Origin of the sequence: Streptomyces hazeniae, from assembly GCF_031845485.1 — a bacterium.
GTDB classification, from domain to species: domain Bacteria; phylum Actinomycetota; class Actinomycetes; order Streptomycetales; family Streptomycetaceae; genus Streptomyces; species Streptomyces hazeniae.
On the sequence record NZ_JAVREQ010000002.1, the window covers coordinates 266,175 to 289,882 of the forward strand.

Here is a 23,708-nt window from a genome sequence, read left to right on the forward strand (position 1 = left end):
AGCGGAAACAAAGGCTACGCCTCTTGGGCGGGTGAGTGCAGTCCGCACGCGCCCGTCGTCGTGTACGTCACACCGGAAACCTGGTTTCGGCCGGGGAAATGGCGGGAAACACACCTGGTTTCGGGTCGGCGAGGGAACCGCGGACCCCCTCCGGGCGTCCCGGTGCGCGCTCGGGAGCGACCGTAACAACCCACGACGGCCGCAGGGGACCCCGGTGCGCGCGCCCGCACCCACGGTGACCTGCGATGCACCCAGCGGCAACGGGCCCGCCGTCCGTGGCTGTCCGATGCCTCCTCCCGGCGGGCCCGGACCGTGCGCGGGCCCCGTCCGGGCGGCGGACGAGGACCCCGTGCGTCAATCCGTCGCCGGTCGCGGACCCGGGAGGGTGACGCGGATGCGGCAGCCGCGGGGGGATTCGGCCACCCTGATCCACCCGCCGTGCAGGTCCACCGCCCAGCGGGCGATGGCCAGGCCCAGACCCGTGCCGCCGTCCGTCCCGCCGCCCTGGGGGCCGCCCCCGGAGGCGTTCGCCCGGTTGAAGCGTTCGAAGACCCGCAGGCGTTCGGTCTCCGGGATGCCCGGGCCCTCGTCCTGCACCTCGATCTCCAGGCTGTCCGGCCGCCCGCCGCCGCGCGCCCGCACGGTGACCCGGCCCAGGGGCGGGCTGTGCTTGACCGCGTTGTCGATCAGGTTGACGACGACCTGGTGCAGCCGCTCCTGGTCGGCGTAGGCCGTCAGCTCCGGCGGCGAGACGTCCAGGTGCAGGTGCACGTCGTTGCGCGCGTGCCCCTGCCGCTTGCTCATGTTCGACTCCTTGAGCACGCCCGCCAGGTACGGCCACACCTCGAACCGGTACGCGTGCAGCGGCACGGCGCCGCTGTCCAGCCGCGACAGGTCCAGCAGCTGGTCGACCAGCCGGCCCAGCCGCTGGGTCTGGGCGAGCGCCGTCCGCATCGTCTCCGGATCGGCCTCCGAGACGCCGTCGACCACGTTCTCCAGCACGGCCCGCAGCGCCGCGATCGGCGTGCGCAGCTCGTGCGACACGTTCGCCACCAGCTCCTTGCGGTGCTGGTCCACGGCCTCCAGGTCGGCGGCCATCCGGTTGAAGGTCTCGGCCAGCTCGCCGAACTCGTCCCGGCGGCCGCCGCGCACCCGGCGTCCGTAGTCGCCGCGCGCCATGGCGCGCGCGGCGTGCGTCATCTCGTCCAGCGGCCTGGTCAGCGTCTGCGCCACGAACTGGGTGATGAACAGCGAGACGATGATCGACAGGATGGTGATCACCCGCAGCTCGGTCGCCGAGTTGATGGCGAACACCACCAGCAGCGTGGTGATCGCCACCGAGACGATCACCAGCCAGCCGAGCGCCGCCTTGACCGAACGGTAGGGGTCGATCGGGCGCAGCCCCGCCCAGATGCGCCGCCAGGCGCGGTTCCAGGCCCCGCGTACGGCCGTGCGCAGCCCCCCCGTCGCCACGGTCAGGAGCCGTCGGCCGCCGGGGCGGCCGGCGCGGGCGTCTCCAGCGCGTACCCCACGCCGTGCACCGTGCGGATCCGCTCGGCGCCGATCTTCCGGCGCAGCGCCTTGATGTGGCTGTCCACGGTCCGGGTGCCGGAGGCGTCCGCCCAGTCCCACACCTCGGCCAGCAGCTGCTCCCGGGAGAGCACCGCGCGCGGCGAGTGGGCCAGGCACACCAGCAGGTCGAACTCGGTGGGCGTGAGGTGTACGTCCTCGCCGCTCACCCGTACCCGCCGCTGGGCGTGGTCGACCTCCAGCTCGCCGAGTCGCAGGGTGCCGCTGCGCGGGGTGTGCGCGGCGAGCGTGGCCCGCTCGACCCGGCGCAGCAGGACGTGCACCCGGGCGGCCAGCTCACGCATGGAGAACGGCTTGGTCATGTAGTCGTCGGCGCCGACGCCCAGCCCGACCAGCATGTCGGTCTCGTCGTCCCGCGCGGTGAGCATCATCACCGGCACCGGACGCTGCGCCTGCACGCGGCGGCAGACCTCCAGGCCGTCGAAGCCCGGCAGCATCACGTCGAGGATCAGCAGGTCCGGCTGCCACGCCTCGGCCGTGTCGACGGCCGCGGGCCCGTCGCCCGCGGTCTGTACCTGGAAACCCTCGGCGCGGAGGCGCATGGCGATCGCGTCGACGATCGTCGGATCGTCCTCGACGACCAGGATGCGGCGCTGGGCGCCGGGAGTGGTCGCCGGAGAGCTGCCGCCGCCGTGCGTCTGTGGAGTGTTCTTCTGGTCCATTCGGCCCGCCCAGTGCCTAGCCCCGTTGGCTTGTGATGTCTGTGTGCTGGACAGCAGCGTACGGGCCCCGTACGGCCTGCGGCTACGAGGGATTGGTTGCGACGTGCACCACGTCGGGGACGCCTCGGACGACGGCTACCTCATCGGTGCGGACCTGTGCGAATCCGGATTTTCGCAACCTTTCTTCGAAAGTCGCGGACGGCCTGGCGGACCAGACGGCGAGCACGCCGCCCGGCGTCAGCCGGGCCCGGCAGGCGGCGAGCCCGGCGGGGGAGTACAACGCGTCGTTGCCGTCGGTGACGGTCCAGTCCGGGCCGTTGTCGATGTCCAGGCAGAGCGCGTCGTACCGGTCGCCGGTGCCGCGCAGGTGCGCCGTCAGGTCCGCGGTGACGACCCGGGTGCGGGCGTCGGCGCGCGCGGCGGCGGAGAGCGGGCCGAGCGGTGCGTTCCGGCCCGTGTGCCAGTCGATGACCGCCTGTTCGCGTTCGACGACGGTGATGCCGCCCCAGCGCGGCCCGGCAGCGGCCTCGGCGAGGGAGAAGCCGACGCCGAGGCCGCCGATGAGGAGCGTCGGCCGCTGCCTGTCGTCCAGCGCGGCGAGTGCGGCGCGCACCAGCCTGCGTTCGGAGCGGCCGTCGGAGGTGTCCATCAGGAAGCAGCCGTTGGCGATGATCTGCAGCACCTCGCCGTGCCGGCGCAGCACCACTTCGCCGTACGGCCCCTCGCGGCGGTCCAGGACGACGGGCTCCGGCGGCAGGGGGCTGTGGGTGAGGCTCATGGCCCCATCCTCGCGGACACCTGCCCCCGGGGTGGCCCGCTTTTCCGGACGTCGGGCCGCCGGTCAGGCGGACGGGGGCGGCAGCAGCGCGCGCACCTTCCGCAGCGGAGCGCCGAGCGTGGTGTCGTCGCGGTGGACCACGTGGCCGCCATGGGCGACGCGGTAGTGGAATCCGTCCCGGAGACGCGGGTCGAGGGTGCGGCGCGGCCCCTCGGCCAGGCGCGCCTCGGCGAGCAGCGCGCGGATGCGTGCCACGTCGCGCGCGGGGAGGCGGCCGCTGCGGCCGGGGGCGTCGTCGTGCGGGGAGTCGGGGGAGTCCGGGGAGCCGAGTGAGCCCGTCGAGACGGTGTACGTGCCGTCCTCGTGCAGCAGGGTACGGATCCGCACGCCCGCGAACCCGCCGGTGACCAGCCATTCCAGCAGCGGCGGGCCGGGCATACCGGGGGCGGTGGCGGACGTTGAGGGGGAGGGCGCGCCGCCCGGCCGGGACGTGGCGGACCCCTCCGTCCCGCCGCCCGGGCGGCCCGGGCCGTGGCCGCCGTGGCCGCCGGGGGCGCAGGCGGTGGAGGCGATCACGGCGAAGAGCCCGGCGACGAGGCTCCGGCGACGCGGTGCGGGGTTCGGCATACCGGAAGTATCCGCCCCCGTCGCTCCGGCCGCGGGGTGCGCGCGGCCCGCGTATCGCTGTGAGCGAACAGGCGGTCACCGCTGGAACATCCACGGCCCCTCCCGCATTGAGTGGGCATAGCTCAACTTCTCTTACGAGGGAGAGATCATGGCTTCGACGTCCACTTCGCTCACCCTGCCCGTTCTGCCCCTCGACGACGAGGTGGTCCTGCCCGGCATGGTGGTGCCGCTGGAGCTGTCGGACCCCGAGGTGCGCGCCGCGGTCGAGGCCGCCCAGGCGGCCGCCCGGTCCACGGGGGAGAACGGCAGAAAGCCGCAGGTCCTGCTGGTGCCGCGGATCGACGGCGACTACGCCGGCGTCGGCGTGCTCGGCCGCGTCGAACAGGTCGGGCGGCTGTCCGACGGCGACCCGGGCGCGCTGATTCGCGGCCTGCGCCGGGTGCGCATCGGCACCGGCACCACCGGCCCCGGCGCCGCCCTCTGGGTCGAGGGCACCGAGGCCGGCGAACCGTCGCCCGATCCGGCGCCGGGCGCCGTCGCCGAGCTGATGCGGGAGTACAAGGCGCTGGTCACCAGCTGGCTGCGCAAGCGCGGCGCCTGGGAGGTCGTCGACCGCGTGCAGCAGATCGACGACGCCGCGCGGCTCGCCGACAACGCCGGCTACTCGCCGTTCCTCACCACCGCTCAGAAGATCCGCCTGCTGGAGACCACCGACCCCGTCGCACGGCTGCGGTACGCGCTGGAAACGCTGCGCGAGCACCTCGCCGAGCAGGACGTCGCCGAGTCGATCGCCAAGGACGTCCAGGAAGGCGTCGACAAGCAGCAGCGCGAGTTCCTGCTCCGCCGCCAGCTGGAGGCGGTCCGCAAGGAACTGGCCGAGCTGGCGGGCGACCCGGAGGACGAGGGCGAGGACTACCGGGCCCGCGTCGAGGCCGCCGACCTTCCCGCGGACGTCCGCACGGCGGCGCTGAAGGAGGTCGACAAGCTGGAGCGGTCCTCCGAGCAGAGCCCCGAAGGGGGCTGGATCCGCACCTGGCTCGACACGGTGCTGGAGATGCCGTGGAACGTGCGCACCGAGGACGCCTACGACGTGCCGGGCGCGCAGCAGGTCCTGGACGCCGACCACGCCGGGCTGAAGGACGTCAAGGAGCGCATCACCGAGTACCTGGCGGTGCGCAGGCGACGCGCCGACCGCGGACTCGGCGTCGTCGGCGGGCGGCGCGGCGGGGCGGTGCTCGCCCTGGTGGGTCCTCCCGGCGTCGGCAAGACCTCGCTCGGCGCGTCGGTGGCCCGCGCGATGGGCCGGAAGTTCGTCCGGGTCGCCCTGGGCGGCGTCCGGGACGAGGCGGAGATCCGCGGCCACCGGCGCACCTATGTGGGCGCCCTGCCGGGCCGCGTCGTCCGCGCGATCAAGGAGGCCGGGTCGATGAACCCGGTGGTGCTGCTCGACGAGATCGACAAGGTCGGCTCCGACTTCCGCGGCGACCCCGCGGCGGCGCTGCTGGAGGTCCTGGACCCGGCGCAGAACCACACCTTCCGCGACCACTACCTGGAGGTCGAACTCGACCTGTCCGACGTGGTCTTCCTCGCCACGGCCAACGTGGCCGAGGCGATCCCCGAGGCGCTGCTCGACCGGATGGACGTCGTCCGGCTGGACGGCTACACCGAGGAGGAGAAGGTCGTCATCGCCCGCGACCACCTGCTGCCCCGGCAGCTGGAGCGGGCCGGCCTCCGCGCCGACGAGGTGACCTTCGACGACGCGGCGCTGCGCAGTCTCGCGGGCGAGTACACCCGGGAGGCGGGCGTACGGAACCTCGAGCGGTCCGTGGCCCGGGTGTTGCGGAAGGTCGCCGCCGAACACGAACTCGGCCGCCGCGACCTGCCGTTCGCCGTCGATCCGGAGGCGCTGCGGAAGCTGATCGGGCGGCCGCACCACCTCCCCGAGTCCGCCCAGGACCCGGCGGAGCGGCGCACGGCCGTCCCCGGCGTGGCCACCGGCCTCGCGGTCACCGGTGCGGGCGGCGACGTGCTGCACGTGGAGGCCTCGCTGGCGGACCCGGAGACCGGCGGCGGCGGACTCACCCTCACCGGGCAGCTCGGCGACGTGATGAAGGAGTCCGCGCACATCGCGCTCTCCTACCTGCGCTCGCGCGGCGCGGAACTGGAGCTCCCGGTCGGCGACCTCAAGGACCGCGGCGTCCACCTGCACGTCCCGGCGGGCGCGGTCCCCAAGGACGGGCCCAGCGCGGGCGTCACCATGACCACGGCGCTGGCGTCGCTGCTGAGCGGCCGCCAGGTCCGGCCGGACGTGGCGATGACCGGCGAGGTCTCGCTGACCGGGCGGGTGCTGCCGATCGGCGGCGTCAAGCAGAAGCTGCTCGCGGCGCACCGGGCCGGGACGACCACGGTGATCATCCCCAAACGGAACGAGCCGGACCTGGACGACGTCCCGGAGGAGGTGCTGGCCGGGCTGGACGTCCACGCCGTCTCCGACGTACGCCAGGTGCTGGGGCTGGCGCTGACGCCCGCCTCCGCCGACGCGGCGCTCGTCGCCGCGTAGCCCGGTCGGCAGGGGCGCCCCGCAGAGCACCACGCAGAGAAACGGCCCCTCCCGCCCGGTGGAGGGGCCGTTTCCGTCTCTGCGGGTGGTGCCGGGAGGACTCCACTCCGGAGTGTGGCCGCCGCACCGCACGCCGTGAAGCCCCCACCGGCGCTGCCGTTGGTCTAGCCCTGCGAAATACTGGAGGAGCTGCGACGATCTCCGCCCCTGGCGGAAACTTTCACCCTGAAGGAACCGCCCGATGGACGACTTCGCCCCCGAGTACCTCGACCTGGAACGGGAGTTGGCCGTCTTCTTCCGCCGCGCCCGCGCCGCGTCCGGGGAGATGGCCCGGGAGGTCCACCCGGAACTGGAGCCCGCCGCGTACGGGCTGCTGCTGCGGCTGGACAATGCCGGCCCGCAGCGGGCCACCGCCCTCGCGGCCTACTTCGGCGTCGGAAAGGGCACGATGAGCCGTCAGCTCCGCGCCCTGGAGGCGCTGCAGCTGATCAGCCGCACCCCCGACCCGGACGACGGCCGCGCCTCGCTGGTGCAGCTCACCGCGGACGGGCGGGAGCGGTTCGGGCACGTGCGGCAGGCACGGCGCGCCGCGTACGCCCGCCGCCTGGCGGCGTGGAACCCGGCCGAGGTCGCGGAACTCGCCCGCCTCCTGCACCGCTTCAACGACCTCCAGGCCGAGGGCTGAGCCGCTCCGGACCGGGGACGTCAGGCGTCCGACCGGTCGGGGAGCTCCACGAGGACCGCCGTGGCGTCGTCGTGGGGCTTGCCGCGGGGGAAGGACCGGCCGGCGGGGTCGGCCTCCTCCGCGGCACGGACCCGGGCGATCAGTCCCGCCGGACCCTCCTTGTGCACCAGGGCGCACAGGTCCGCCCAGTCACCGGCACGGAACACCTCGGACCAGCGTGAGGCGCCGTCCGTCAGACCCAGCAAAGCCCGTACGCCGTCCCGGGGCACGGTGCCGGTCACCGCCAGCGCCGCGACCGCGGGGTCGGTGGCGGCCGTGTGGAACCCGGTGCCGTCGGGTGCGTTGCGCAGCGCCTCGACGGCCGCGACGTACTCCGCCGCCGCCGTGGCACGTTCGGGCGAGCCGGACGGCAGCGCCCGCGCGGCCTCCCGCAGCGCCGTGACCCCGGGCGGCAGGGCGTCCAGCCGGGTGTCCCGCACCGCCCGCACCGAGCCGTCCACGCCCTCGACCAGCAGTACCGAGTCGGACAGCACCAGGTACTCCACCGACTCCTCGTCCCAGCGGGCGGCGACCACCGTCGCCTGCGGAGTCCGCGGGTGAGAAAGATCACAGGTTGAACGGTGTGCCCGCGCGGTACGCGCGACGGCCTCTGCGAGACATTCCGCCAGCGTCATCTCGCGCCGGGAGCCCGCGAGTTCGAGCAGGGCACCGCCCAGCCGGCCGACGTACCAGGGCACTCCGTGCGCGCATCCGACGTCCCCCTCCGGCGGGGTCACGCCGTCCAGGACGACGAACGCGCCGCCCCGCCCCGAGGCCGGAAGCATCAGGGAAACGTGGTCCTCGTTGGGCCGGGTCGGGGTGCCGGGCTCGCTGGCCGTCTCCACGCGCATGCCGCCAGTCTGCCCGAGCGCCCGGAGGCCCGGCCGGCAGGCCGGCCTCCGCTTCCGCCCCGCCCGCCGGGGCGCGGCGAGCGGCGCGTCGCGGACGGCGAGAACGGCCGGAATGCATCGTTCCGTGATCTGCGGGCGGGCATATTGCCAGGACCCGGCCACGATTTCCAACCTGTGCCGAAACCGGGCACGCGCCCCTGCGACGACCGGAGTTGTTTGCTCCTGACGACTGATGTTCACTCCTTCGGGTGGCGCGGCAGGGGGAAACCACACCCACCCCGGAGCGGCCTTGAAAGGGTCGTCACGTCGTGGACCGGGGCGGGACCCTACCCGTGCCCCCACGAGTTGGCTGTCGCCTCCCGGGCCCCCCGGGCCGGGCAGGACGAGATTGCGAGCACGGGTGCGGACGAAGCGACTGCGGAAGCCTGGCGACTCCGGGACCGGCCGGCCGGCACACCCCCCACGGCGGACGCGGGTACGCAACCGGCTTCTGGCGTCCGTCGCGCTCTGCTCGCTCGCGGTCCTCGCCGCCGGCGCCCCCGGCATCGTCGAATCCTCCGGGACGCTGACGGAGTCCCAGGAACTCGTCGAGCAGGCCGGCCTCCACCAGCAGGCCATCGCGCTCGCCCACTCGCTGTCCGACGAGCGCGGCGACATGGTCGCCTGGGTCGCCGCCGGGCGCGGCGAGGAGGCCCCCGATCCCGCCGACGGCGAGCCCGCCGGCACCGCGACCGGCCAGGAGGCCACCAGCGACTCCCAGCGTGCCCGCGTCGACCGGCAGATCACCGAACTGCTCGCCTCCGACGCGGTCACCCCGCCGGTGCGGCAGAGCCTCGAACAGCTTCCCCGGACCCGGCAGGAGATCCTCGACTCCTCCGAGAGCACGGCCTACGACGCGTACCAGGCGTACACCGCCGTCATCCAGCAACTGCACACCGTCTCCCGCAACGTCGCCCGCGACCTGCCCGGCGACCACGCGCCGAACTCCACCGCCGCCGCGGCCGTCGCCACCACCGAGTCGCTGCCGCACCTCGGCCGCGCCGCCGACCAGGCCTCCGCCACCCGCGGCCTGCTGCGCGGCGCGTTCGCCTCCGACGGCCCGGCCCGCACCCTGACCGAGGCGGCACGCCTGGCGCGGGTACGGGAGCAGGGCGCGCTCGCCGACTTCGAGCAGACGGCCGGTCCGACCGCGTCCGAGACGTACGACAAGACGGTCACCGGCACGGACGTCGGCCTCGCCGAGCGGTACATCGAGCAGCTCACCGCCGACCCGGTCCTCGACGCGAAGGACCGGGGGCTCGACGCGGAGAGGGTCGTCGCCGCGCTCTCCGCCCGCATCGACCGGATGCGCAGCGTCCAGTCCTCCCTGGCCACCGCCGAGGTCGCCCGGCTGGAACAGCAGCGGGACGACGACGTCGTCGCGCTCGAGATGACGGTCGGCCTGGTCGGCGCCTGCCTGCTGCTCGCCGTCGGCGCCGGCGTCCATACGGCCCGGTCGCTGTCCCGTCCCTTGTCCGTTCTGCGGCGCGGTTCGCACCGGCTCGCCACCGCCGAGGAGCCGGAGGCCGAGGAGCCGGTGCGCTTTCACGGCCGCAACGACGAGTTCGCCGAGGTCGTCGGCTCGCTCAACGCACTCCGCGAGACCGCCGCCGGCCTGCACACCCGGGCCAAGGAGGCGGAGGCCGACAACGCGGACCTGAGGGCCGCCAGGGACCAATCGACCGCCGAACGCGAGCGGCTACGTGAGGAGGCCGAACGCCTCCGCACGCGTCTGGAGGCGGGGCACGGCGCCTCCCACGGCACGTTCGTCCACCTCGGGCTGCGCACCCTCGGCCTCGTCGAGCGTCAGCTGGGCATCCTGGAGGCCATGGAGGCCGAGGAGTCCGACCCCGACGACCTCGCCACCCTCTTCAAACTCGACCACCTCGCCACGCGGATGCGGCGCGCCGGGGAGAACCTGCTGCTGCTCGCGGGCGCGGAGCACGTCGGCGCGCACCACGCCGGGCCGGTGCCGCTGCTGGACGTGCTGCGTGCCGCCGTCAGCGAGATCGAGCGCTACGAACGCGTGCAGATCGCGGCGCTGCCGCCGCACGCCCAGGTGTCCGGGTTCGCCGCGGACGACCTCAGCCACCTCGTCGCGGAACTCCTCGACAACGCCACGGCGTTCTCCGCGCCCGACGCGGAGGTCACGCTGTCGGCCTGGATGCTGGAGAAGGGCGACATCATGCTCTCCGTCCAGGACGAGGGCATCGGCGTCGCCGAGGACCGGCTCGCCGAACTCAACGCCCGGCTGGGCGACCCCGCCGCGCAGGAGGCCCCCGGGACGCCCGGCTCCGGGGAGGAGGGGGACCGTGCCGAGCCGGAAGGTCTCGGCAACGGCCTGTACGTCGTCGCTCGCCTCGCCGCACGGCACGGGCTGCGGGTGCAGCTCCGGGAGCAGCGGCAGGGTGGCGTCGCGGCCGTGGTGGTGGTGCCCCGCACGCTGCTGCCGGACCGTCCGGTGCCGGGCGTGAGCGGAGCGGGCGCCCCGGACGGGGGGCAGCGCCTGCCCGGATCGGTCGCAGAGGCCAACTCCAACACCCTCCCCGCACGCCGCGCCCCGGCCACCGGCGCGCCCGCTCCGGCACCGGCGGCCGACGAGACGCCGACGGCCGACGAGGCGCCGGCGGCCCGTTCGGCGGCGGAGGGGCGAGCCGGTGCGGGCGCGGAACCGGACGGCGGCGCCCCCGAAGCGGGCGAGGAGGCGCAGGCCGGTGACGACGACGCCCCCCGGCACCCGGACGACGACGGCCCCGCCGCGAGGCCCGCGGACGACGTCGTCGTCCCCGACGGGGAGACGACGCGCGGCGCGCTGTCGCCGACCGCCACCGATCCGGCGGACGGCGGGGACGCGGCGGCGCGTTCCGGAGAGGACGCGTCCGCCGTGGAGGGCGCCGACAGCCCGTCCGGCGTCGAAGACGAGGCCGCGGCGACACGCGCGGACGCGGACGAGGAGGGCACGCCGGGCGTCGGCGGCCGGGAGGCCGACGAGGCGCGGGGCACGTTCTCCCGGGAGAGCGACGGCGACGGTGCGGGGGAGCACGGGCGGGCGGACGCCGGGGACGGGATGCCGTCCGCCGCGGACGGCGGCATGCAGGCCGCCACCGTGCCCGGGCCCCGGGAGGACGACGCCCGCGAACACCCGGCCGCGGACCACGCCCGCAGGGCCGCGGACGGCGTCACCGACAAGGGGCTGCCGAAGCGCACCCCCAGACATGTGACGGTCGAGCAGCAGGTGCGCCCCGCGGCGAGCGGCGGCGCGAACGCCGAGGAACTGCGCCGTAGGCTCGGCGGGTTCCAGCGGGGGGCGGCGGACGGGCACCGGGACGCCGCGGCGGAGGCCGCGGCTCAGGGCGCCGCCGACGCGGGCGGCGCGGAAGAGGAGGCACCGCAGTGAACGCCCCCGCCACGAACGGCACGAGCGCCACGAAGGGCACGACGGGCACGAAGGGCCCCGAGGGCACGACCGGCAGTCGCGCGGCGCGCAACCTGCGCTGGCTGCTGGCGAACCTCGTCGACGAGGTGCCCGGCGTGCAGTCCGTCGCCGTGGTCTCTTCGGACGGCCTTCTGCTGCTGTCCTCCGACCCGGAGGCGGTCACGGGCGACCCGCCCGCCGAGGACGCCACCGAAAACGCCGCCGAGCATCCCGCCGGGGCCCGCGACGAAGCCGAACGCCCGCAGGGCCCCCGCGGTGCCGCGGCAGACCTGGCCACCATCGTGTCCGGTGTCGGCTCGCTCACCGTCGGCGCGGCCAGGCTGCTGGACACCGGCGGCGTGAAGCAGACCATGGTGTCCATGGCGAACGGCTCGCTCTTCGTGATGTCCGTCAGCGACGGCTCGCTCCTGGGCGTGCACGCCGCGCCGGACTGCGACATGAGCGTGGTGGCCTACCACATGGCCCTGTTCGTGGGACGTGCCGGACACGTCCTGACCCCCGAACTCCGCACGGAGCTGCGTAAGTCGATGGAGCTGGAGTCGAAGAAGTGACGTCCCACCCCTCGTTGCCGAGGCGTGCGCCGGCGCGCGTGCGCCCGTACGCCCTCACCGGCGGCCGTACCCGGTACGGGCACGTGCTGCTCGTCGAGTCGTTCGTCGCCGCGATCGAGGCGCCACCCGCGCGTCCGGAGCTGGTCTCCGGCGGTCTGCGGGACCGCGTGATGCCCGAGATGCAGGCGATCGTCGAACTGTGCCGCCGGATGCGCACCGTCGCGGAGATCTCCGCGCTGCTGAAAATGCCGCTGGGCGTCGTCCGCGTGCTGCTGAGCGATCTCGCCGATCAGGGGCGGATCCGCGTGCACGGGACCGGCCACGGTACGGAACGGCCCGACCGGGCCCTGCTGGAGAGGGTGCTCGGTGGCCTCCGCAAGCTCTGAACACGACGTGAGGCCCGTGGAGGTCGCGATGCCCGCCCATGATCCGGCCGAGGGCGCCGGACACGCCTGGGAGACCGACCTGTCCCGTGCGCCGATCGCCACGAAGATCGTCGTCGCGGGTGGCTTCGGCGTCGGCAAGACCACCTTCGTCGGCGCGATCTCCGAGATCGAACCGCTGCGCACCGAGGCGGTGATGACCGAGGCCAGCGAGGGCACGGACGACCTGGCGTCGACGCCGGACAAGCTGACGACCACGGTCGCCATGGACTTCGGCCGCATCACCCTGGACGCCGACCTGGTGCTGTACCTCTTCGGCACGCCGGGGCAGCAGCGCTTCTGGTTCATGTGGGACGACCTGGTGCGCGGCGCCATCGGGGCCGTGGTGATGGCCGACACCCGCCGCCTGGAGGACTGCTTCCCGGCGCTGGACTACTTCGAGAGCTGTGGCCTGCCGTACGTCGTCGCCGTCAACCACTTCGAGGACACCGACGCGTACGAGGCGGCCGACGTGCGCGAGGCGCTGACCGTCTCCGAACGGGTTCCCGTGGTCGTCATGGACGCCCGGCGGCGGGAGACGGTGCAGGAGACCCTGCTCGCCCTCGTCGGCCACGCACTCGACCTCACCCCGGCCTGACCGCCCGAGGCCGCACCGCCGGCGCACGGCCCACTCGCCCCACCCGACTCGCCCACCGCCACAGCACCACGCAGGGAGATCCGCGATGCGGAAGATACTCGTCGTCGGAGCCGGCCAGGCCGGCCTCCAGCTCGCGCTCGGCCTCCAGTCCCAGGGCTACGAGGTCACCGTGATGTCCAACCGCACGGCGGACGAGATCCGCGGTGGCCGTGTGATGTCCACGCAGTGCATGTTCCACACCGCGCTCCAGCACGAGCGCGACATCGGCGCCGGCTTCTGGGAGAGTCAGGCCCCGCGCATCGAGGGCCTCGGCGTCTCCGTCGCCGGCCCCGACGGTTCCCGTGCGATCGACTGGCTCGGCCGGCTGTCGGACGGCTACGCCCAGTCCGTCGACCAGCGCGTCAAGATGGCCGGCTGGATGGAGACCTTCGCGCAGCGGGGCGGGCAGCTCGTCGTCCACGGCGCCGCCGTCTCCGACCTGGACTTCTTCGCCCGCCGCTACGACCTGGTGCTGGTCGCCGCGGGCAAGGGCGAGCTGGTGTCGATGTTCGCCCGCGACGCCGCACGTTCTCCGTACGACGCCCCGCAGCGCGCACTCGCCGTCTCCTACGTCACCGGGCTGGGGCCGCGGCCCGAGCACCCGGAGACCGAGGCGGTGCGCTGCAACCTGGTCCCCGGCGTCGGCGAACTCTTCGTCATGCCCTGTCTGACGACCTCCGGCCGCTGCGACATCCTCTTCTGGGAAGGGATCCCGGGCGGTCCGCTGGACGTCTTCCAGGGCGTCAAGGACCCGAACGAGCACCTGGCGACGACTCTGGAGCTGATGGAGCGCTTCACCCCCTGGGAATACGCGCGGGCGACGAAGGTCGAGCTGACCGACGCGGGCGGCACGCTCGCCGGCCGTTACGCGCCGACCGTGCGCAAGCCCGTCGGCCGGCTCCCCGGTGGCGGTGCGGTGCTCGGCGTCGCGGACGTGGTGGTCGCCAACGACCCCATCACCGGGCAGGGGTCGAACTCCGCCTCCAAGTGCGCCGCCGCCTACCTGTCGGCGATCGTCGAACACGGCGACAAGCCGTTCGACGAGGACTGGATGCAGGCCACCTTCGACCGCTACTGGCAGACCGCGCAGCATGTCACCACGTGGACGAACGCGATGCTCGCGCCGCCGCCCGAGCACGTGCTGAACCTGCTGGGCGCGGCCGGGCAGGCGCAGCCGATCGCCGATCGGTTCGCCGACGGGTTCAACGACCCGGCCGACTTCGAGAACTGGTTCTTCGCCCCCGACAAGGCCGAGGCCTACCTCGCCGAGGTCACGGCGGGCTGAGCCGGGCCTGCTTCCGCTCGTGGTCGCGGAGCGCGGCGAGCTGCTGCGGCGTCAGCGAGGTGAGCGTCCGCTCCACCTCGCGCATCGCGGCCCGGGACGCCTCCCTCTTGCGCTCGGCGCGGTCGGCGAGCTTCTGCTGCCGCTGGAGCGCGTCACGGGCCTGGGCCGCGACCGCGCCCCGGTGCCGTTCGCCGCTGGCCAGCGCCCGTACGGTGGCCTGCTGCCGGGCGGCGGCGCGCTCCAGGGTGTGGCCGTGCCGCAGGGCCACCACAGGGTCGTCAGCGAGCAGCACCTGCACGGCGGTCGGCAGGCCCGGCGCGCCCGTCCGGTACTGGGCACGTGCCACGCGGGCGGCGATCTCGCGCTCCTCGGCGAGCCGGTAGCGGGTGCCGGCCAGGCGCCGCTCCAGCCGGTCGGTGCGCTTCTGCTGCTCGTGCAGCTGGTGCGCCGCCCGCCGGTACGCCTCGGAGGCCCGTTCCCGTTTGCCGTAGAGCACCTTCAGCGCGGCGAGCAGTTCACCGACCGACCGGCCGGACGCCGCGGACGCCGCGGACGCCGCGGCCGGTGGGGCCGGTGCGGCCGGTGGGGCCGGTGGGGCCGGTGCGGCGGGTGCGGCCGGTGCGGTGTCGGTGGGTTCGGTGGCGTCCGCCGCGGCGGACGGGAGGGCCGCTGGGGTCGCGTGGGGCAAGGGGTGGGCCGGTGCCGCGGACAGGAGCACCGCGCCGGCGGTGGCCATCGCCGCCGCGGCGAACCGTACGGGCCGTACTGGGGTCACGCTCACTCACCTCCGTTGTGATGAAGTGATCGTGAGCAGGTGTCAGGTGGGAGTGCGCGCCGGGTTGCGCGCTTTGCGCGCCCGGCTCACTCGATGGTGTCCCGGGGCGCCGTCCGTCCGGCGCGCCCCGTTGCGCCCGCCGCCGTCGGCCGCCCGGCGGGGGTTCCAGGGTCTCAGCGCCGGAAGAGGCCCCGCCCGCCGAAACCGTCCGCGGCCTCGGCGAACGTCCGGATCTCGTGCGTCCACGGACCGGGCAGCCAGGATGCGGCGGGGCGCTCGGCGGCGTCGTCCAGGTCCAGCCGGCGGGCCAGCGCCGCCGGCAGCGGTCGCGCCTCGGGCGTCTTGTGCAGACACGCGGTCAGCGCCGGACGCAGCCCCTCCGGCACGCCGCTCAGGTCCGCGCTCTCCCGCGTGGACGGCAGCAGCGACCCGGCGAACGGCATCCGCGCCGACGCCGCGTACGCCAGGACGACGCCGAGCGCGAAGACGTCGTCGGCGGGCAGCGGCGACCGTCCGTCCCCGGGTGCGTGTCGTCCCTCGCTCATCCCGTAGTCGACGACACGGGGATGGTCGGCGGCCAGCAGGACGTTCCCCGGCGCGAGGTCGCCGTGGACGACGCCCGACCGGTGCAGGGCCGCCAGCGCCCGGCACAGCCCGCCGCCCAGCGCCCGCACGGCCTCCTCCGGCAGCGGTCCGTACCGGCCCACCAGCGCGGGGAGGCCGGGGCCGGGCACGAACTCCCGTGCCATCCACGGACGTTCGCCGTCCAGGTCGCAGCCGTGTGCGGCGGCGACGTACGGGCTGCGTGCTCCCCGGGCCACGGTGTCGGCGACCTGCCGGATGCGGGCACGCTGCTGGCGGTCCCGCAACTGCTCCGGGCGCAGGGCCCGCACGGCCGCACGTTCCTTGCGGGCACCGCGTCGCGGGGCGCCCCGGCCGAGGTAGACGTGACCGGCCGGGCCCGAGCCGAGTCTGCCGAGCAGGCGGTACGGGCCGAGTCGTGGAGGGTCTTCGGGAAGCAGCCGGGCCATGCCTGCGATCACGCTGCGCACCCTAGACCGCTGCGCGGCCTCCTCGCCCTTCCGCCCGCCAGACCTGCCCCATTCCTTCGCAATCCCGCCCGTTCACCGGCGCGCCCGCGCATCCGGCCGCCGGCCACCCGCGGGGCCGTCGGCCGGTCAGCGGGCGGGGTGCCGCCACGGCCACTTCGGGCGGTTGGCGCCGGGGCGCGCATCCGGCGCGTACACGTACTTCCAGCCGCGCGGCAGCCCCAGCCGCCGGGTCACCGACGCGGGCTCCAGCCGGTAGACGTGGACGGTCTTCCCGCCGCCCTCCTCCTCCGGCAGCGGCACCGGCACCTCGTACGTCTTCGGCGGGCGACCGGTCGCCCCGACGAGCACCGGCAGCACCCGCCCGTCCAGCGGCCCGCCCACGAACACCGTGTCCTCGCTGCGCACGTCCTCAGTCCTCCCCGCCCGGGCAGGGCCGGGGCTGGGCGAGGCGGCGGGCGCCCGGGCCCTCGTCGCCGAGCCGGTCGTACGGATTCGCCAGGGCGCAGACGTCGATGGAGAGGCAGCCGCAGCCGATGCAGTCGGTGAGGTTGTCGCGCAGCTGCTGCATCAGCCGGATGCGCTCGTCCAGGTCGGCGCGCCAGCAGGCGGACACCCGGGCCCAGTCCTCGCGGGTCGGGGTGCGGTTGTCCGGGAGCAGGCCGAGCACCTCGCGGATGGCGGCCAGCGGCATACCGAGGCGCTGCGAGGCCCGGATGAAGGCGACGCGGCGCAGCGTGTCCCGGCTGTAGCGGCGCTGGTTGCCGGAGGTGCGCCGGCTGTGGATGAGGCCCTCGCGCTCGTAGAAGCGCAACGCCGAGGTGGCGACCCCGGCGCGCTCGGCGAGTTCGCCGACGGTGGCCTCCTTGGCCTTCCAGGACAGGTGCGTCGACATGCGGCCAGCGTAGCCGCCCGCAGCGCGTCCTTGAACCTCGGTTCAGCTGTCCCCGCCGGGCTCCGCGCCCGCCTGCTCCGGCGCCTCCGCCCGTTCCGCCGGTCCGGCCGGTTCCAGCAGGTGCGCGGCGTCCGCCGCGAGCGGCAGCGCACGGCGGATCAGGTCGCCGACGGGGCCGTCCGGGCGCTCCAGCGCCAGCGCGCGCCGGGTCGCCGCCGCCGTCTCCGGGTCGTCCGCGGCCGTCGCGACGAGCAGCGCGACGAGGTGGTTCAGCAGCCAGGCGCGCAGCTCGGCGAGGGGCGGCTGCTTCCCCTCGTCCAGCCAGATCAGCGACGCGCCCTCCACCGCGGTGATCCACGTCCGCACCGCCATCCGCAGGCGGGGTCCCGGCTCCGGGGCCTCCAGGTGGCGCAGGATCTGCTGCGCCGCGTCCCGCCGCACCTCGTCGACGATGGCACTGGTCCGCGAGGTCCCGACCACGCTGCCGCCCTGCAGCAGCGCCATGAAGCCGGTGTCGAACTCGTCCACGAAGGCCAGGTAGCGGGACAGCGCACGGTCCAGCCGTTCGATCAGCGGGCCGACGGCCGGCTCGTCGAAGCACTGCTCCAGCCGGTCGGCGGCGGACCGCAGCGCCGCCTCGTACAACTGCTGCTTGCCGCCCGGGAAGTAGCGGTAGACCAGCGGCCGGGACACCCCGGCGGCCGCCGCGACGTCGTCGAGCGAGACGTCCTCCGGCACGCGGTGGGCGAACAGTGCGAGGGCGTGTCCGATCAGCTGCCCCCGGCGCTGCTCGACGGTCAGTCTGCGGTACGCCGGTGCGGTCATGCCCCCGAGCGTAGTGCGCCCCGGAGGCGGTACGGACCGCGTGCCGGGCCGCGTCCCGGCCGGCCACTCAGGCGAGCAGGCCGGAACTCCTCCACAGCCGGCGCCCCACCCCGCGCAGCACGCCGATCTCGTCGAGGAAGTCGGTGAGGCGCTTGGCGCCCTGCTGCATCACCTCGCGGCGGTGGGCGCTGGCCTTCACCTGGGCCACGGCCTCGCGGCGGTCCAGGCCCACGTCCGTGTAGACCTGCGGGTTGACGAAGGAGATCGAGAAGACCCGGGCGGCCTCCCCGGAGCTGATCCGGGTGAGCTCGGCCTCCCAGCGCGGGCAGCCGGCCATCTGGCGGCGCAGCTCTTCCCGCGCGTACCGCACGTGGCGGGCCTCCTCGACCACGTGGATGCGGGTCACGCCGCGTACCAGCGTCTGGACGCGCTCGTCCGGGAAGGTGAGGCGCTGCATCCAGTCGAGGATCTCCTCGCCCAGCAGGGTCGCGGTGAACGAACCGGGGGTGGTCGAGACGGTCTTCAGCACCCGGGCCATGTTGTGGTGCAGCCGGCTGACCGGGTACGCGGGGACGCCGCCCTTGGTGATCAGGCGGGCGAACATCATGGAGTGGCGGCACTCGTCGGCGATCTCCGTCAGCGCGTAGCGGACGTGTGCGCTGGTCAGCGGCTTGTCGTAGATGTGGCGGGTGAGCAGCTGCATGAGGATGATCTCGAACCAGATGCCCAGCGACGCCAGGGACGCCGCCTCGTGACGCGCCAGCGCGTGGCGCTGCTCCTCCGGCATGCGGCGCCACAGCGGTGTGTCGTAGAGGGAGACCAGCTCCGGCGGCCAGAACCACTTGCCGTCCTCGAACGGGGCGTCCCAGTCCAGTTCGGTGTCCGGGTCGAAGGAGTGCTTGCGGGAGGACTCCAGGAGGCGTTCGGCCACCTGCTCCCGGTCCTTGAGCCGGCCGAGCGCGTCGTGGAGCGTCGCGGTGCCGTTTCCGGCTCCGGGCCCGCTCCCGGCGTCGGTGCCTGCTCCGCCGAGGGTCGATGTCGTCATGGGAGGCCCACCTCACAGGGGTTACCGACGGTCACACGTCACGGACCCTCTTATGAGACTGCCTGTCAGTAAGGTCGTCAATACCCCGCGCACGACTTCGTCCCGGGCGCGGAGCGTGTCCCCCGCCTCCGGACACCACCGTGCCCCCAGGCCGCTCGGGCAGCTGGGGGCACGGTGTGCTCGGACTCGGCCGGATTCCGGTCGCGTCAGCGGTGCTTGCAGAAGTGCGGGGCCGGGCCGATGTTCTTGATGTAGCGCGCCGAGGCCCACATGTAGTTGCCGTCGTACAGCTTGTACCAGCGGGGGTTGCCGTCGATCCACTGGCCGTTGACCTTGCAGCGGATCTTGACCTTCTCGCCGTAGTGCAGGCTGCCGACCCACTTGTGGTGCTGGCTCGGGCCGCTGCGGATCTTCAGGCCCGTGCGGGCGATGACCTTGCCCCAGTAGACGCGGCTGTGGCCGCCCAGCTGGGGAAGGGGGTTCTCGAGGGTGGACGCGACCGGCGCCGCCGGAACGGACGTCTCGACGGCGGTCGCCGGGCCCGCTGCGGTCATGGCCGCCACGGCGCCACCGGCGGCGACCATGGCCACCTTGCTGATCGTGGACTGGAGCACTGTGCCCTCCTGGGGAGGTCGGGGCCCCTGGGAGTGAGGGGGGCCGCGGAAAGGGAGGCGATCACGAACCGTGAAAAGGCGGTCACGCTCGCACAAGAAGCACGCTAAATGTCCTACTTTGTGACCGCAACTCGTCACTCTCCGCACGCACCCCCGCCGTCGCGCTCTACGTCAAGGCCATGTCGGCGTGTCCAACTCCCCGCCCCGGGCGCGTGGTTCACCCGCCCGGGGGAGCGTCAGCGCAGCAGTGTCCCCGCGCCGCCCGGCGGTGGCACGTCGGCCCGGGCCAGCGCGCGGGTGACCACGTCCGGCAGCGGCCCGTATCCGAGCAGCCCGCGCACGGATTCGGCCGTTCGGGTGTGCCACAGGCCGGCCCGGCGCAGCATCGCGTGGTCGCCGCCCGCCACCGTCAGGTGGCAGCTCTCCGCGCCCGCGGCCCGTGCGCGCACCGCGAGCTCCCAGGAGCCGCGGGGGTCGGTCATCCGGTCGCGGTCCCCGTGCAGCAGAACCAGCCGGCGGCCCCGCAGATGGTCCACCGGCTCGCCGGGCGGGCACCACGGCGCCAGCCCCACGACACCTGTGACCAGGTCGTCGACGGCCGCCCGCAGCGCGGCGCGGCCGCCCATGGAGTGCCCCACCAGCACCACCGGGACCGGGCCGGCCAGCGCGCGCAGTTCCTCCAGCGCCCGTTCCGCGTCCCGGGCGGCGTCGCCGCGCACACCGTTCCAGCCGCGGTACCGGTACCGCACCGCGCCGACCACCACGTCGCGGTCCTCGGTGGCACGGGCGACGGCGCGCAGGTAGGGGCGCATCCGGGCGCCCGGCAGATTCCACGGCGGGGGAGCGTCCAGGCCGTCCGCGCGCCCGCCGTGCAGGACGAGGACCGCGGCCCGGGGAGAGGCCGCGGTCCGGTGCAGCAGCAGCGCGTCGGGCCGTGCCGCGGTCTCATCCACGGTCACCGCGCCCGCCCTTCCCCGCAGGCCCGGTGAGCAGCCCGTACGCGGTGAGCGCGCCCCAACCGACGGACACCGCGACCGCCTTCAGCCGCTTGTCGCGCTCCGGGAGCGTCAGACCCAGCAGCAGCGAGTCGCCCCAGTCCGCCGCGATCCGCACGAGGGCGGCCGTGCGCAGCGCGGCTCCCTCCGGTGCGGTCGCGAGCGCGACGCCGCTCGCGGCGTCGCGCCAGCCCAGCGGGCGCAACGCCACGCCGGTGTCCGGCGCCGGCCGGCCGTCCTCGTCCACCAGCCCGGACGGACGGGCCAGCAGGTCCGGCCAGGCCGCCACCGCCGCTCCGTACACCGCGGTCGCCGCTCCCACGGTCCGCAACAGTCCGACCCGCATCCGCCACCTCGCCTCTCGTCTCCGCTTCCGGTCCCGCAGCCCTTTCGGCCACCCGTACCCCCGCGGATGCAGTTCGTCGCCGGTGCGCGCGCGGATTGCGTCCCGCCGGTCCGCGCTCCCGAGTGCACCGGGGCGGCGCCCGGTACGCGACGGTGCCCCGGACGTGGGCGGGCGTCCGGGGCACCGTCACCTGCGGACGGCTCAGGATGCGGCGGTGATCCGCTCCCGGGCGAGGGCGAGCGCATGCTCCACGGAGCGGGTTCCGGTGGACACACACAGCGTGTACGAGACGTCGTCGAGCTCACGCTGGTGCTGGGGCCGGGACGACGTGGTGCCCTTGCTCAGCAGCGTCTCGTAGCGCTGGACCAGCTCCCGTAGAAACGCGGGGTGTGCCATCAGCATGGTTCCGCTCCTCGTTGCAGGCGCAATGCCGTGGATGAAGGGGGGCGGGCGGTCGACGGGGACGGCGCCCTGACGCCCACGGTGGTGCTCCACCCGTGGGCGTCTCCTCCGCATGATGGGGCAAAAGCGGCGCGGCGACCTGTTGATCTCCGTGGCCCGGCCCGTCGGGAACGCCTCGCGGATCTCACGCCGTGCGGTCGTGGTACTCGAACACGAACCAGGCGACACCCGGCACCAGGAGACCGGTCCCGATCAGGGCGAGCCACACGCCGTACACCACCCCGGCGGCCAGTACGGCCACCCCGACCGCGGTGGCCACCGGTGCGTAGCTGCGCGCGGGGAAGAAGTCCAGCGGGCCGGCGCCCTCGTGGATCTCGGCCTCCTTGCGGTCCTGGAGCCGCTGCCCCCGCACCAGGTGCTGGCGCCAGCAGAAGAAGCAGACCAGCGAGGACATGAGGAACGACACCGCGAGCGCGGTCGTCCCGACGGGTTCGAAGGTGCTCCAGAACGCGTAGCCGAGACCGGTGACGGCGAAGAACAGCGCCACCCCGGCGAACAGGAACGTCTCCGCCTTCACTCGTTCGGCCCCTTCCGCTCCTCGACGCTGCCGCCGTTCCGCCCGCCGCCCACCGCTTCCCGGGAGCCGGTGTCCGGCAGCTCGGCGCGCCACCCCACCTCGGGGTGGTGCAGGTCGAAGGCGGGTGACTCGGAGCGGATGCGCGGCAGCGAGCGGAAGTTGTGCCGGGGCGGCGGGCAGCTCGTCGCCCACTCCAGGGAGCGGCCCCAGCCCCAGGGGTCGTCGGCCTCCGCCTTCCGGCCCGAGCGCGCGGTCTTCCAGACGTTGTAGAGGAAGGGCAGGGTGGAGATCCCGAGCAGGAACGCGCCGATGGTCGACAGGGTGTTGAGCGTCGTGAAGCCGTCGGCGGCCAGGTAGTCCGCATAGCGCCGCGGCATGCCCTCGGCGCCCAGCCAGTGGTGCACCAGGAAGGTCAGCTGGAACCCGGTGAAGAGCGTCCAGAAATGGATCTTCCCCAGGCGCTCGTCCAGCAGCCGCCCGGTCAGCTTCGGCCACCAGAACGAGAAGCCCGCGAAGGTCGCGAACACGATCGTCCCGAACAGCACGTAGTGGAGGTGACCGACGACGAAGTAGGTGTCCGTGACGTGGAAGTCGATCGGCGGCGACGCCAGCAGCACGCCGGTCAGCCCGCCGAAGAGGAAGGTGAAGAGGAAGCCGCACGTCCACAGCATCGGCGTCTCGAACGACAGCGAACCGCGCAGCATCGTCCCGATCCAGTTGAAGAACTTCACCCCGGTCGGCACCGCGATGAGGAACGACAACAGCGAGAAGAAGGGCAGCAGTACGGCGCCGGTGGCGAACATGTGGTGGGCCCACACCGTCGCGGACAGCCCGGTGATGGCGATCGTCGCCCCGATGAGACTCACGTACCCGAACAGCGGTTTGCGGCTGAACACCGGGATGATCTCGCTGATGATCCCGAAGAACGGCAGCGCCACGATGTAGACCTCGGGATGCCCGAAGAACCAGAACAGGTGCTGCCACAGCAGGGCGCCGCCGTTCGCCGAGTCGTACACGTGCGCGCCGAACTCGCGATCCGCGACCATCGCGAGCAGCGCCGCGCTCAGCACCGGGAACGCCAGCAGCGCCAGGATCGAGGTGAACAGCACGTTCCAGGTGAACAGCGGCATCCGGAACAGCGTCATCCCCGGGCAGCGCAGGCAGATGATCGTGGTGATGAAGTTGACCGATCCCAGGATGGTGCTCAGGCCCGCCACGACCAGACCCATCGCCCACAGGTCGCCCCCCGCCCCCGGTGAGTAGGTGGCGTTGTGCAGTGGCGCGTACGCGAACCAGCCGAACGGCGCGGCACCGCCCGTCGTCAGGAAGCCGCCGACCACCATCAGGCCGCCGAACAGGAACAGCCAGTAGGTCAGGGCGTTGAGCCGGGGGAACGCCACGTCCGGCGCGCCGATCTGCAACGGCATGATCGCGTTGGCGAAGCCGGCGAACGTCGGCGTCGCGAACAGCAGCATCATGATCGTGCCGTGCACCGTGAACAACTGGTTGTACTGGTCGTGGCTCACCACCTGCATGCCCGGCCGCGCCAGTTCGGCGCGCATCAGCATCGCCATCAGGCCCGCGGCGAGGAAGAAGCCGAACGACGTGACCAGGTAGAGGTTGCCGATCACCTTGTGGTCGGTGGTGCTGATCCAGTCGAGGAGCCGTCGGCCGCGTCCCGGTCCGTGCTCGGGTCCCGCGGTCCTCGTCCCCGGGGCCGCGACGTCCTCCCGGCTTGTCTCCATGCAGGTCCTCCGCGCCACCGAATCCGGCCGGGGCGCCGTACCCCCGCGCGCCGCGCCGACGCCATGGTGGCCGCGGCGTGCCGCCGCCCGGGCGGCGGCACGCCGTGAGGACACCCGGGTGGCGGGCACGGCCGCGTCCGAACGGCCGTGCGTCCGTGTGACGCCCCCGTCGCCCCCCTCGCCTCCGTTGCCCCCCTCGCCCCCGTCGCCCGCGCCGTCCGGGCGGCCCGGCGGGCGCGACACGCGCGTTCCCCCGGTCGGCCGTGCCGAGTGGTCAC

General features: G+C 74.1%; 24 protein-coding genes. 7 read left to right on the forward strand and 17 right to left on the reverse strand.

The features are described 5' to 3' along the window. Nucleotides 1-354 precede the first annotated feature (354 nt). From RM572_RS04960 to RM572_RS04975, 4 genes are all read right to left on the reverse strand, one after another. On the reverse strand, nucleotides 355-1,458 hold the full coding sequence (locus tag RM572_RS04960; RefSeq protein ID WP_311672090.1) for an ATP-binding protein: 1,104 nt from the start codon (nucleotides 1,456-1,458) through the stop codon (nucleotides 355-357). Between the two features lie 17 nt (nucleotides 1,459-1,475). Next, nucleotides 1,476-2,252: a response regulator transcription factor gene (locus RM572_RS04965; protein ID WP_136182432.1), complete on the reverse strand. Its 777-nt coding sequence runs from the start codon at nucleotides 2,250-2,252 to the stop codon at nucleotides 1,476-1,478. A gap of 82 nt (nucleotides 2,253-2,334) precedes the next feature. After that, nucleotides 2,335-3,030, reverse strand: a complete 696-nt coding sequence (locus tag RM572_RS04970) for a spermidine synthase family protein (protein WP_311672025.1) — start codon at nucleotides 3,028-3,030, stop codon at nucleotides 2,335-2,337. Between the two features lie 63 nt (nucleotides 3,031-3,093). After that, entirely contained in the window at nucleotides 3,094-3,657 is a 564-nt protein-coding gene (locus RM572_RS04975) for a hypothetical protein (RefSeq protein ID WP_311672026.1), read from the reverse strand. Nucleotides 3,658-3,805: 148 nt separating this feature from the next. On the opposite strand from RM572_RS04975, the gene lon reads away from it, so the two are divergent. Both lon and RM572_RS04985 read left to right on the forward strand, forming a co-directional pair. Further along, entirely contained in the window at nucleotides 3,806-6,217 is a 2,412-nt protein-coding gene (gene lon, locus RM572_RS04980; RefSeq protein ID WP_311672027.1) for an endopeptidase La, read from the forward strand. A gap of 241 nt (nucleotides 6,218-6,458) precedes the next feature. Then, a complete protein-coding gene (locus RM572_RS04985; protein ID WP_311672028.1) occupies nucleotides 6,459-6,902 on the forward strand; it encodes a MarR family winged helix-turn-helix transcriptional regulator in 444 nt (147 codons plus the stop codon). A 20-nt stretch (nucleotides 6,903-6,922) separates the two neighbouring features. Here RM572_RS04985 and RM572_RS04990 read toward each other — a convergent pair whose 3' ends face one another. Then, entirely contained in the window at nucleotides 6,923-7,792 is an 870-nt protein-coding gene (locus RM572_RS04990; RefSeq protein ID WP_311672029.1) for a protein phosphatase 2C domain-containing protein, read from the reverse strand. Nucleotides 7,793-8,192: 400 nt separating this feature from the next. On the opposite strand from RM572_RS04990, the gene RM572_RS04995 reads away from it, so the two are divergent. The 5 genes from RM572_RS04995 to RM572_RS05015 all read left to right on the forward strand — a co-directional run bounded on the left by RM572_RS04995 (nucleotide 8,193) and on the right by RM572_RS05015 (nucleotide 14,162). After that, the gene (locus tag RM572_RS04995; protein ID WP_311672030.1) at nucleotides 8,193-11,228 is read left to right on the forward strand and encodes a sensor histidine kinase; all 3,036 of its coding nucleotides are present in this window, start codon (nucleotides 8,193-8,195) and stop codon (nucleotides 11,226-11,228) included. 92 nt (nucleotides 11,229-11,320) lie between these two features. Continuing rightward, on the forward strand, nucleotides 11,321-11,818 hold the full coding sequence (locus RM572_RS05000; protein WP_311672091.1) for a roadblock/LC7 domain-containing protein: 498 nt from the start codon (nucleotides 11,321-11,323) through the stop codon (nucleotides 11,816-11,818). Beyond that, the gene (locus tag RM572_RS05005) at nucleotides 11,815-12,204 is read left to right on the forward strand and encodes a DUF742 domain-containing protein (protein ID WP_027766092.1); all 390 of its coding nucleotides are present in this window, start codon (nucleotides 11,815-11,817) and stop codon (nucleotides 12,202-12,204) included. Before RM572_RS05000 ends, RM572_RS05005 begins: the two co-directional genes overlap by 4 nt. A 28-nt stretch (nucleotides 12,205-12,232) precedes the next feature. Further along, nucleotides 12,233-12,838 carry a GTP-binding protein gene (locus RM572_RS05010; RefSeq protein ID WP_311672031.1) on the forward strand — a complete coding sequence of 202 codons (606 nt, stop codon included), beginning with the start codon at nucleotides 12,233-12,235 and terminating at the stop codon, nucleotides 12,836-12,838. An 85-nt stretch (nucleotides 12,839-12,923) separates the two neighbouring features. Then, nucleotides 12,924-14,162: a styrene monooxygenase/indole monooxygenase family protein gene (locus RM572_RS05015; protein WP_311672032.1), complete on the forward strand. Its 1,239-nt coding sequence runs from the start codon at nucleotides 12,924-12,926 to the stop codon at nucleotides 14,160-14,162. Here the strand turns inward: RM572_RS05015 and RM572_RS05020 are convergent. The 12 genes from RM572_RS05020 to ctaD all read right to left on the reverse strand — a co-directional run bounded on the left by RM572_RS05020 (nucleotide 14,149) and on the right by ctaD (nucleotide 23,430). Further along, nucleotides 14,149-14,937, reverse strand: a complete 789-nt coding sequence (locus RM572_RS05020; protein ID WP_311672033.1) for a hypothetical protein — start codon at nucleotides 14,935-14,937, stop codon at nucleotides 14,149-14,151. The genes RM572_RS05015 and RM572_RS05020 overlap by 14 nt on opposite strands. 173 nt (nucleotides 14,938-15,110) lie before the next feature. Next, a complete protein-coding gene (locus RM572_RS05025; RefSeq protein ID WP_311672034.1) occupies nucleotides 15,111-15,980 on the reverse strand; it encodes a protein kinase domain-containing protein in 870 nt (289 codons plus the stop codon). 135 nt (nucleotides 15,981-16,115) lie between these two features. Beyond that, a complete protein-coding gene (locus RM572_RS05030) occupies nucleotides 16,116-16,394 on the reverse strand; it encodes a hypothetical protein (protein WP_311672035.1) in 279 nt (92 codons plus the stop codon). 4 nt (nucleotides 16,395-16,398) lie between these two features. Then, entirely contained in the window at nucleotides 16,399-16,881 is a 483-nt protein-coding gene (gene soxR / locus RM572_RS05035; protein WP_311672036.1) for a redox-sensitive transcriptional activator SoxR, read from the reverse strand. Between the two features lie 42 nt (nucleotides 16,882-16,923). After that, the gene (locus tag RM572_RS05040) at nucleotides 16,924-17,706 is read right to left on the reverse strand and encodes a TetR/AcrR family transcriptional regulator (protein ID WP_311672037.1); all 783 of its coding nucleotides are present in this window, start codon (nucleotides 17,704-17,706) and stop codon (nucleotides 16,924-16,926) included. A gap of 67 nt (nucleotides 17,707-17,773) precedes the next feature. Continuing rightward, nucleotides 17,774-18,751 (reverse strand): AurF N-oxygenase family protein, encoded by a 978-nt coding sequence (locus RM572_RS05045; RefSeq protein ID WP_311672038.1) that lies wholly within the window; start codon nucleotides 18,749-18,751, stop codon nucleotides 17,774-17,776. Nucleotides 18,752-18,957: 206 nt separating this feature from the next. After that, nucleotides 18,958-19,365, reverse strand: coding sequence for an SH3 domain-containing protein (locus RM572_RS05050; RefSeq protein ID WP_311672039.1), 408 nt, complete (start codon nucleotides 19,363-19,365; stop codon nucleotides 18,958-18,960). Nucleotides 19,366-19,601: 236 nt separating this feature from the next. Continuing rightward, nucleotides 19,602-20,318: an alpha/beta hydrolase gene (locus RM572_RS05055; protein ID WP_311672092.1), complete on the reverse strand. Its 717-nt coding sequence runs from the start codon at nucleotides 20,316-20,318 to the stop codon at nucleotides 19,602-19,604. Continuing rightward, nucleotides 20,311-20,706 (reverse strand): hypothetical protein, encoded by a 396-nt coding sequence (locus RM572_RS05060; RefSeq protein WP_311672040.1) that lies wholly within the window; start codon nucleotides 20,704-20,706, stop codon nucleotides 20,311-20,313. Before RM572_RS05060 ends, RM572_RS05055 begins: the two co-directional genes overlap by 8 nt. 201 nt (nucleotides 20,707-20,907) lie before the next feature. Next, nucleotides 20,908-21,108 carry a DUF5133 domain-containing protein gene (locus RM572_RS05065; RefSeq protein WP_136182416.1) on the reverse strand — a complete coding sequence of 67 codons (201 nt, stop codon included), beginning with the start codon at nucleotides 21,106-21,108 and terminating at the stop codon, nucleotides 20,908-20,910. A gap of 184 nt (nucleotides 21,109-21,292) precedes the next feature. Continuing rightward, the gene (gene ctaF, locus RM572_RS05070; RefSeq protein ID WP_311672041.1) at nucleotides 21,293-21,685 is read right to left on the reverse strand and encodes an aa3-type cytochrome oxidase subunit IV; all 393 of its coding nucleotides are present in this window, start codon (nucleotides 21,683-21,685) and stop codon (nucleotides 21,293-21,295) included. Next, nucleotides 21,682-23,430 (reverse strand): aa3-type cytochrome oxidase subunit I, encoded by a 1,749-nt coding sequence (gene ctaD / locus RM572_RS05075; RefSeq protein WP_311672042.1) that lies wholly within the window; start codon nucleotides 23,428-23,430, stop codon nucleotides 21,682-21,684. Before ctaD ends, ctaF begins: the two co-directional genes overlap by 4 nt. Nucleotides 23,431-23,708 lie beyond the last annotated feature (278 nt).

What these genes read in the sequence shown, in the direction of transcription:
- ctaD (WP_311672042.1), bottom strand. Translation starts at nt 23,430, where the DNA reads ATGGAGACAAGCCGGGAGGACGTCGCGGCCCCGGGGACGAGGACCGCG.
- RM572_RS05065 (WP_136182416.1), bottom strand. Translation starts at nt 21,108, where the DNA reads ATGCTGATGGCACACCCCGCGTTTCTACGGGAGCTGGTCCAGCGCTAC.
- RM572_RS05010 (WP_311672031.1), top strand. Translation starts at nt 12,233, where the DNA reads ATGCCCGCCCATGATCCGGCCGAGGGCGCCGGACACGCCTGGGAGACC.
- RM572_RS05015 (WP_311672032.1), top strand. Translation starts at nt 12,924, where the DNA reads ATGCGGAAGATACTCGTCGTCGGAGCCGGCCAGGCCGGCCTCCAGCTC.
- soxR (WP_311672036.1), bottom strand. Translation starts at nt 16,881, where the DNA reads ATGTCGACGCACCTGTCCTGGAAGGCCAAGGAGGCCACCGTCGGCGAA.
- RM572_RS04990 (WP_311672029.1), bottom strand. Translation starts at nt 7,792, where the DNA reads ATGCGCGTGGAGACGGCCAGCGAGCCCGGCACCCCGACCCGGCCCAAC.
- RM572_RS04970 (WP_311672025.1), bottom strand. Translation starts at nt 3,030, where the DNA reads ATGAGCCTCACCCACAGCCCCCTGCCGCCGGAGCCCGTCGTCCTGGAC.
- RM572_RS04965 (WP_136182432.1), bottom strand. Translation starts at nt 2,252, where the DNA reads ATGGACCAGAAGAACACTCCACAGACGCACGGCGGCGGCAGCTCTCCG.
- RM572_RS05045 (WP_311672038.1), bottom strand. Translation starts at nt 18,751, where the DNA reads ATGACGACATCGACCCTCGGCGGAGCAGGCACCGACGCCGGGAGCGGG.
- RM572_RS05040 (WP_311672037.1), bottom strand. Translation starts at nt 17,706, where the DNA reads ATGACCGCACCGGCGTACCGCAGACTGACCGTCGAGCAGCGCCGGGGG.
- RM572_RS04975 (WP_311672026.1), bottom strand. Translation starts at nt 3,657, where the DNA reads ATGCCGAACCCCGCACCGCGTCGCCGGAGCCTCGTCGCCGGGCTCTTC.
- RM572_RS05060 (WP_311672040.1), bottom strand. Translation starts at nt 20,706, where the DNA reads ATGCGGGTCGGACTGTTGCGGACCGTGGGAGCGGCGACCGCGGTGTAC.
- lon (WP_311672027.1), top strand. Translation starts at nt 3,806, where the DNA reads ATGGCTTCGACGTCCACTTCGCTCACCCTGCCCGTTCTGCCCCTCGAC.
- RM572_RS04985 (WP_311672028.1), top strand. Translation starts at nt 6,459, where the DNA reads ATGGACGACTTCGCCCCCGAGTACCTCGACCTGGAACGGGAGTTGGCC.